The following is a 6,604-nucleotide window of genomic DNA, read 5'->3' on the forward strand; positions in this document are numbered from 1 at the left end:
CGGCCTCGGCGACGCTCACCAGCACCCGCAACCCGCGCTGGAACGCCCCGGCCGCAGCACCCCGCCCGGTGCGACCAGCCATGTGGGCACCTTCCCGCCCGGCCGACGTCACAGCTCCTGCAGGTAGGACTCGACGATGGAGGCATCGGTGAGCAGGTCGCTCGCCCTGGCCTCGCGCGTAACGGACCCGGTTTCCAGCACGTATGCCGTGTCGGCGTACTCCAGTGCCGAGAGTGCGTTCTGCTCGGCAAGCAGGATGGAGACGCCGGAGTCGTTCAGGTCACGGAACACCTCGAACAGCTGGTCCACGATGATCGGGGCGAGCCCGAGGGAGATCTCGTCCGCCAGCAGCAGGGAGGGCCTGCTCATCAGGGCCCGACCCAGCGCCAGCATCTGCTGTTCCCCACCGGACAGCGTGCCGGCGAGCTGGATGTCCCGCTCCTTGAGCCGGGGGAAGAGCGTGAACACGGTGTCGAGCCCCTCCGCGTAGCTCGTCGCCGAGTGCTTGAGGTTGACGGCGCGCAGGTTCTCCTCGACCGTCAGGGCGGGGAAGACGCGGCGGCCCTCCGGCACGTAGGCGATCCCCCTGGACACCCGCTCGTGGGCGGGTACGCGCAGCAGGTCCTCCCCCCGGTGCTCGACCCGACCACTCATCGAGGGCAGCAGACCCATGAGCACCTGCATCAGCGTGGACTTGCCGGCCCCGTTGGCCCCCAGCACGGTGACGAACTCGCCGGTGCGGACCGCGAGGCTGACGCCGTGCAGGACGGGCACCCCGTGGTATCCGGCGGTGAGCTCGCTGATCGCGAGGATCTCGCCCGGCTCGTTCCTCGGCTCATTCACTGTCGGCCTCCTCGGTCGAAGTGGGCTTCCGTCCGCTGCGCCGAGTGCCCAGGTATGCGCGGATCACCCGTTCGTCGGAACGAACCTGCTCCGGTGGCCCCTGCGCAAGGATCCGGCCGCTCTCGAGGACCAGGGCGCGATCGCACAGCGACAGCGCCAGCCCGACGTAGTGCTCGACGAGGACGACCGCGACGCCGCGGTCCCGGATCGCGCGGATCAGGTCCGCGAGGGGTCGCATCCCGTCCGCGCCGATGCCGGCCGCGGGCTCGTCGAGCAGCACTACCGCGGGTTCGTCGGCCAGGGCGCGGGCGATCTCCAGCCGGCGCTGGTCACCCGGCGTCAACGCGCTCGCCGAATGATGTGCGATCCCGGTCAGGTCGGTCAGGTCCAACAGCTCGTCGACCCGGTCGCGGAGCGCGACATCCTTGGTCCGTGGTCGAAGTGCCGTCGTCAGGTGTCGCATCCGATGGCCTCCCGCTCCGAGCAGGACGTTGTCGCGCACGCTGAGCGAGCCGATGGGGCGGGCGATCTGGAAGGTGCGCCCGATGCCCTTTGCGTGCATGTGGTCCGGCCGGAAGCGAGTGATCTTGTCGCCGCGCACCCACACCGAGCCGGCGGTGGGCTCGTAGATCCCGGAGATGACGTTGAACAGGGTGGACTTGCCGGCTCCGTTGGGACCGATGACCGACAGCAGCTCGCCGTCTGCCAGGGTCAGGTCGATGTCCGCAAGGGCCTGCAGCCCGCCGAAGCTCATCCCGACCCCCTCGAGCCGCAGCAGTGGCTCGCTCATTGCTCGCCCACCTTCCCGGTCGGTGTCAGTCCCCGGCGTGGCAGCACGCGACCCACCTGGCGAGCGAACCAGCTCTGGTCACCGACCAGGCCCTGTGGCTGGAAGCGCAGGACGAGCACCAGGACCAGGCCGAAGATGAGGATGCGGTACTCGGAGGCGAAGCGGAACAGCTCGGGGATCAGGGTCAGCAGAACGGCGCCGACGATGCTGCCCCGGATCGTCCCGTTTCCACCGATGATGAGCATCGCCATGATCGTCAAGGACCCGATGAAGCCGAACGTCTCCGGGGTCACCGCGCTGAGGAAGTAGGCGTACAACGAGCCGGCCAACCCGGCACAGGCCGAGCTGACCACGAACGCCACGCCCTTGTACTTCGCCACGGGTGCACCGAGGGACGAGGCGACCAGCTCGTCCTCGGAGATGGTCAGCAGCATCCCGCCGAGCCAGCTCCGGTTGATGGCCCAGCTGACCCAGCTGACGAACGCCAGCAGGACCAGGGCGGTGATCAGGAACTCCTCGTTCCCGAACTCCCGGCCGAACAGGACCGGAAGGGGGATGGAGTAGATCCCGGTCGCCCCACCGAAGAACGGGATCGTCTGGAACATTGCGACGACGACGAAGTTCAGGCCGACGGTCACGATCGCGAAGAAGTCCTCACGAAGCCGCAGGCTGATGGCACCGACCAGAGCTCCCGCGACCGCGGCCATGACGGCCGAGACCACGAGGTTGGGCAGGAAGGACATCCCGTGGTTGCTCGCCAGCACCGCGGTGAAGTAGGCGCCGATGCCGAAGATCGCGCTCTGGCCCAGGTTTGGCTGACCGGCATACCCGGCGACGATGTTCAGGCTCACCGTGACGGTGGAGAAGATCGCGGCCGTGACCGCGACGACGAGGATGTAGCTCATACCTTGACCCTCACGACTCGGGACGGGATGAGGCCCTGCGGCCGGACGAGCAGGACGATGACCAACGCGATGAAGGCGATCGAGTCACGTGGGATGACGAACCCGATCGTGGACACGGTCAGGGTCTCGGCCAGACCGATGAGCAGACTCGCCGCGATGGTGCCCAAGGGGCTCCCGAGCCCGCCGAGGATGATGATCGCGAGCATCTTGTAGGCGGGGATGTCGCCGAGGGTCGGCATGATCGCGTCGTACTTGATGGCCAGCAGTACGCCGGCGAGCGCGGACAACCCGTAGCCGAGCATGAACACGGTGCCGATGACACGTTTGCTGTTGATGCCCACCGCCGAGGCCGTGGGCCCGTCCTGCGCCACCGCGCGCCATACGATCCCGGTCCGGGTGCGGCTGAGCACCCACCAGGTCGCCAGCAGGACGCCCACCCCGAGGACGATGACGACGACGTCGACCGGCTCGATGACGATGCCCGCGACACGGAAGCTGCTGAAGGGCAGGTTGCCCGGGCCGTTGCGCTGCAGGGGCCCGAACACGAGCCGGAACAGCTCCCCCGCGATCATGTAGAGGCCGATGCTCGTGATCAGGGTGACGATGGGACCCCGGTCCAGGATGGGCAGGTAGAGGAAGCGCTGGGCCAGCCAGCCCAGCGCCGCCCCTGCGACCACTGCGACCGCGACGCCGAGAGCCAGGCTGCCGAAGGCCTGTGTCACGACCAGGGCCAGGTACGCGCCAAGCGTCAGGGCGGCCGCGTTGGCGATGTCCAGGACCTTCATGAGCCCGTAGACCAGGCTGGGGCCGAGCGCGATGAGCGCATACAGCGAGCCGAGCACGAGCCCTTCGACTATGGAAGCGGTCATGGTCGACGAGCTCCTAGGGCTTGAGGATCTCGGGGTCGGAGATCTCGCCGGCCGAGACGATCTTGCCGTCCTGGAACAGCTGGAGCTGAACCGGCTTGATCACCAGCCGATCCGGGGAGAAGCCGGACATCGTGCCGGTGGCGCCGGTGAAGTCCTTGACCTGCATGAGGCCCTTCTGGATCTCCTCCGGAGTCACGCCGCCCTTCTTCATGCCCTCCACGAGCAGGAACACGGCATCGTGCGAGGACGCGGCGACCATGTCGGGGGAGAACGAGTTGGCTGCCTTGAAGTCCTTCAGGAAGGCCTGGGTCGCCGGTGCCTTGCTCTGCCGGTTCAGGTTCGTGGTCCACATGACCCCGTTCGCCAGGTCGCCGATCGAGTCGAGGAAGCCCGCCGAGTCGATCCCCTCGGTGCTCATGATCGGCAGGTCCGCCCCGACCTTCTGGTAGGCCAGCAGGAACTGCTTGCCCTCGGCCACGTACTGGACCATGTAGATCGAGTCGGCTCCTGCGGCGACCGCGTTGCGGATGGCCGGCTCGAAGCTCGTCTCGCCGAACTGGTTGCGCGCCTCCGACACCACCGTCATGCCGAGCTTCTGCGCCTGCTCCTTGAACCCGGTGACCAGGGCCTTGCCGAAGTCGTTGTCGATCGCGATGATCGCGGGCTTCTTCGCGTGCTTCTTGTCCGCCAGGGCCTGTGCGCCCGCCCGGCCCTGCACGACACCGTTGAAGTCGGCCTGGAAGATGAAGTTGCCGGTGGCCGGGATGCCCGGGTTGACCGCGTAGGCCGAGATCATCGGCACCTTGTTGCGCTGGAAGATCGCTGCCGCGGCAAGTGTCTGCGGACTGTAGGAGCCGCTGACGGCAGCCACGACGTTGTCCTGGGTGACCAGCTTGGTCGCGATGCTGGCTCCCTGCTTGGGGTCGCTCGCGTCGTCGTAGGTGACCAGCGAGATCTTGCGCCCGTCCACCCCGCCGGCGTCGTTGACCTGCTTCTCGGCGAGCGTCGCACCGGCCAGAGCGCTCTGCCCGTCCGGCGCCGAGGGACCGGTCTTCGGGGTGAAGAAGCCGATCTTGATGTCTCCTCCGCCTCCCGACGCGCCGGCGCCCCCACCGGACGAACCGCCGCATGCGGCCGTGCCCAGCACGGTGGCTGCCGCGACGGCAGCCATCCCCACGACACGAATTGTCTTCATGTGACCAAGTCCTCGCTCCCACTGAGAAGCCGTGCCTGCAGCGGCAGGCCGGTAGGTCGTGACAGTAGAGGGCGCCTCACCCGACAACAAGGGTCATTCTCAGTCGTTGAGAATACTGCCCGATATGCGCCGGTCGGGTGAAGCCGGTCCGGAGTCGGTTCCGTCGCACGTTCGTGACTTGTCAGGTTCCTCGTGGCTTGTGACGCGGCCGGGGAGCCGCCGGAGGCAGGCCCGACACCACGGCGAGACGGGCACGGATGAGCGTCAACGAGGCGAGCAGCTGCTCCCGCTCGGGCTCGGAGAGGTCGGCCATCGCGTCGGTGGCGGCCGCGTGGACGGTCGGCAGCATCGCGTCGACGATGTCGCGGGCCGCGTCGGTCAGCCGGATGAGCACCTTGCGCCGGTCCGTCGGGTGTCGCAGCCGCTCGACCAGACCGCGTCGCTCGAGGGTGTCGAGCAGCGACGTCATGCTCGCGCTGCTCACCAGGAGCCGGTCCGAGATGACGTGCGAGCTGAGCGGCTCGCCGGCTCCCTCGAGGACCGCCAGGGCCTCGAACGCGCTGGCCGAGAGGTTGGCGATCTCTCGTCGGCGTCGACCCACCTCGGCGAGGAACGCGTCGGCGGTGCGCACCAGGTTCGCGGCGACCTCGGCGGCGGATCGGCTCGCGCCGGGGAACTCGGCCTCGAAGCCGGGGGGAACTCGGATGGTCTGGACGTCGGCCACGGCCAGAGACTACCTTGAACGCTAGTCGCTTGACTTCTAGCGATCTTCCTTCTAGATTTCTTGGATCAGGCCGGCCCCCGGCCCTGAGGCCCGGCGAGGGGAGCCCTGCCATGCAAACCCACCCACCTGCCGTCCACATGGTCCAGCTGCTCTCCGGCTTCCAGGTGTCCCAGGCGCTCTACGTCGCGGCCAAGATCGGGATCGCCGACCGGCTGGTCGACGGCCCGCTGACCGTGCAGCAGCTGGCATCCGACCTCGACTGTGAGCCGCTCGCCCTGTCACGGCTGCTGCGCACGCTGGCGTCGCTCGGCGTCTTCACCGAGGTCCGTCCCGGCCGGTACGGGTCGACCCCGCTGGGCGCGACCCTGGTGAGCGACGGCGACGGGTCCATGCGCGACCTGGCGCTCAGCTGGATGGAGACCCACTACGCGCCGTTCGCGGGCCTGCTCGACACCGTGCACTCCGGCCGGCCCGCCGCCACGGAACACTACGGGCGGCCCTTCTTCGCCTGGCTGGCCGACCATCCCGAGCAGGTCGGGCGGTTCAGCCGGGCGATGGCCAATCTCACGAACGGCGTCAAGACTGCGGCGATCGCCGGCTACACCTTCTCGGGATGCCGCACGATCGTCGACGTCGGTGGTGCCGACGGTGCCCTGCTCGCCAAGATCCTCCGGGCCACCCCGGGCGCGGCCGGCACCGTGCTCGACCTGCCCCACGTGGTCGCCGAGGCATTGCCGAGGCTGTCGGCCCACGGCCTCGGCGACCGGTTGGCCGCCATCGGCGGGGACTTCTTCGAAGCGGTCCCCCCGGGTGCCGACGTCTACCTGCTGTCGATGGTGCTACACGACTGGAACGACTCCGACGCGACTCGCCTGCTGGCCAACATCCGGGCCGCCGCGACGCCCGACTCGCGAGTGGTCGCCCTGGAGCTCGTCGTGCCGGTGGGCGACGAGCCGCACATGTCGAAGATGATCGACCTGACGATGCTCGGCATGGTCGACGGCCGGGAGCGAACGGAGGCCGAGATGCGCCGGCTGTTCGAGGCGGCCGGGCTGGCCTTCGAGCGGGTCGTGGCAACCCCGACTCCCGTCTCGATCGTCGAGGCCGGGATCCCCGTCGGGTAGGGAGCGCGCCTCAGGCATGCCGCCGAGCCGGGTTCGCCGTGCGCCGCCGTCAGGCGCGCGGTCCGCTGAACCGCACGGCCGTCTCCTCCAGCAGACGTGCGGTGTCCAGCACCGAACGCAGGTCGACCCACTCCGTGCGGGCGTGGGCACCGTC

General features: G+C 68.8%; 7 protein-coding genes. 1 reads left to right on the plus strand and 6 read right to left on the minus strand.

All coding sequences use genetic code 11. From position 1 onward, the window contains the following. Nucleotides 1-108: 108 nt before the first annotated feature. The 6 genes from WMI84_RS16100 to WMI84_RS16125 all read right to left on the minus strand — a co-directional run bounded on the left by WMI84_RS16100 (nt 109) and on the right by WMI84_RS16125 (nt 5,326). Nucleotides 109-813 carry an ABC transporter ATP-binding protein gene (locus WMI84_RS16100; RefSeq protein WP_347354798.1) on the minus strand — a complete coding sequence of 235 codons (705 nt, stop codon included), beginning with the start codon at nt 811-813 and terminating at the stop codon, nt 109-111. 22 nt (nt 814-835) lie between these two features. Next, nucleotides 836-1,633, minus strand: a complete 798-nt coding sequence (locus tag WMI84_RS16105; protein WP_347354792.1) for an ABC transporter ATP-binding protein — start codon at nt 1,631-1,633, stop codon at nt 836-838. Continuing rightward, the gene (locus tag WMI84_RS16110; protein WP_347354793.1) at nt 1,630-2,538 is read right to left on the minus strand and encodes a branched-chain amino acid ABC transporter permease; all 909 of its coding nucleotides are present in this window, start codon (nt 2,536-2,538) and stop codon (nt 1,630-1,632) included. The genes WMI84_RS16105 and WMI84_RS16110 overlap by 4 nt, the downstream gene beginning before the upstream one ends. Next, the gene (locus WMI84_RS16115) at nt 2,535-3,407 is read right to left on the minus strand and encodes a branched-chain amino acid ABC transporter permease (protein ID WP_347354794.1); all 873 of its coding nucleotides are present in this window, start codon (nt 3,405-3,407) and stop codon (nt 2,535-2,537) included. Before WMI84_RS16115 ends, WMI84_RS16110 begins: the two co-directional genes overlap by 4 nt. A gap of 13 nt (nt 3,408-3,420) precedes the next feature. Beyond that, complete coding sequence (locus tag WMI84_RS16120; RefSeq protein ID WP_347354795.1) at nt 3,421-4,602, minus strand: ABC transporter substrate-binding protein; 1,182 nt, start codon at nt 4,600-4,602, stop codon at nt 3,421-3,423. 181 nt (nt 4,603-4,783) lie between these two features. Beyond that, on the minus strand, nt 4,784-5,326 hold the full coding sequence (locus tag WMI84_RS16125) for a MarR family transcriptional regulator (protein WP_347354796.1): 543 nt from the start codon (nt 5,324-5,326) through the stop codon (nt 4,784-4,786). 110 nt (nt 5,327-5,436) lie between these two features. Here WMI84_RS16125 and WMI84_RS16130 point away from each other — a divergent pair, with 110 nt between their 5' ends. Next, nucleotides 5,437-6,450 carry a methyltransferase gene (locus WMI84_RS16130; protein WP_347354797.1) on the plus strand — a complete coding sequence of 338 codons (1,014 nt, stop codon included), beginning with the start codon at nt 5,437-5,439 and terminating at the stop codon, nt 6,448-6,450. Nucleotides 6,451-6,604: the final 154 nt, after the last annotated feature.

It is taken from the genome of Intrasporangium sp. (assembly GCF_039812505.1).
Taxonomy (GTDB): domain Bacteria; phylum Actinomycetota; class Actinomycetes; order Actinomycetales; family Dermatophilaceae; genus Intrasporangium_A.

Coding starts and splice junctions, on each gene's coding strand:
- WMI84_RS16110 (WP_347354793.1), bottom strand. CDS start 2,538: ATGAGCTACATCCTCGTCGTCGCGGTCACGGCCGCGATCTTCTCCACC.
- WMI84_RS16115 (WP_347354794.1), bottom strand. CDS start 3,407: ATGACCGCTTCCATAGTCGAAGGGCTCGTGCTCGGCTCGCTGTATGCG.
- WMI84_RS16120 (WP_347354795.1), bottom strand. CDS start 4,602: ATGAAGACAATTCGTGTCGTGGGGATGGCTGCCGTCGCGGCAGCCACC.
- WMI84_RS16130 (WP_347354797.1), top strand. CDS start 5,437: ATGCAAACCCACCCACCTGCCGTCCACATGGTCCAGCTGCTCTCCGGC.
- WMI84_RS16105 (WP_347354792.1), bottom strand. CDS start 1,633: ATGAGCGAGCCACTGCTGCGGCTCGAGGGGGTCGGGATGAGCTTCGGC.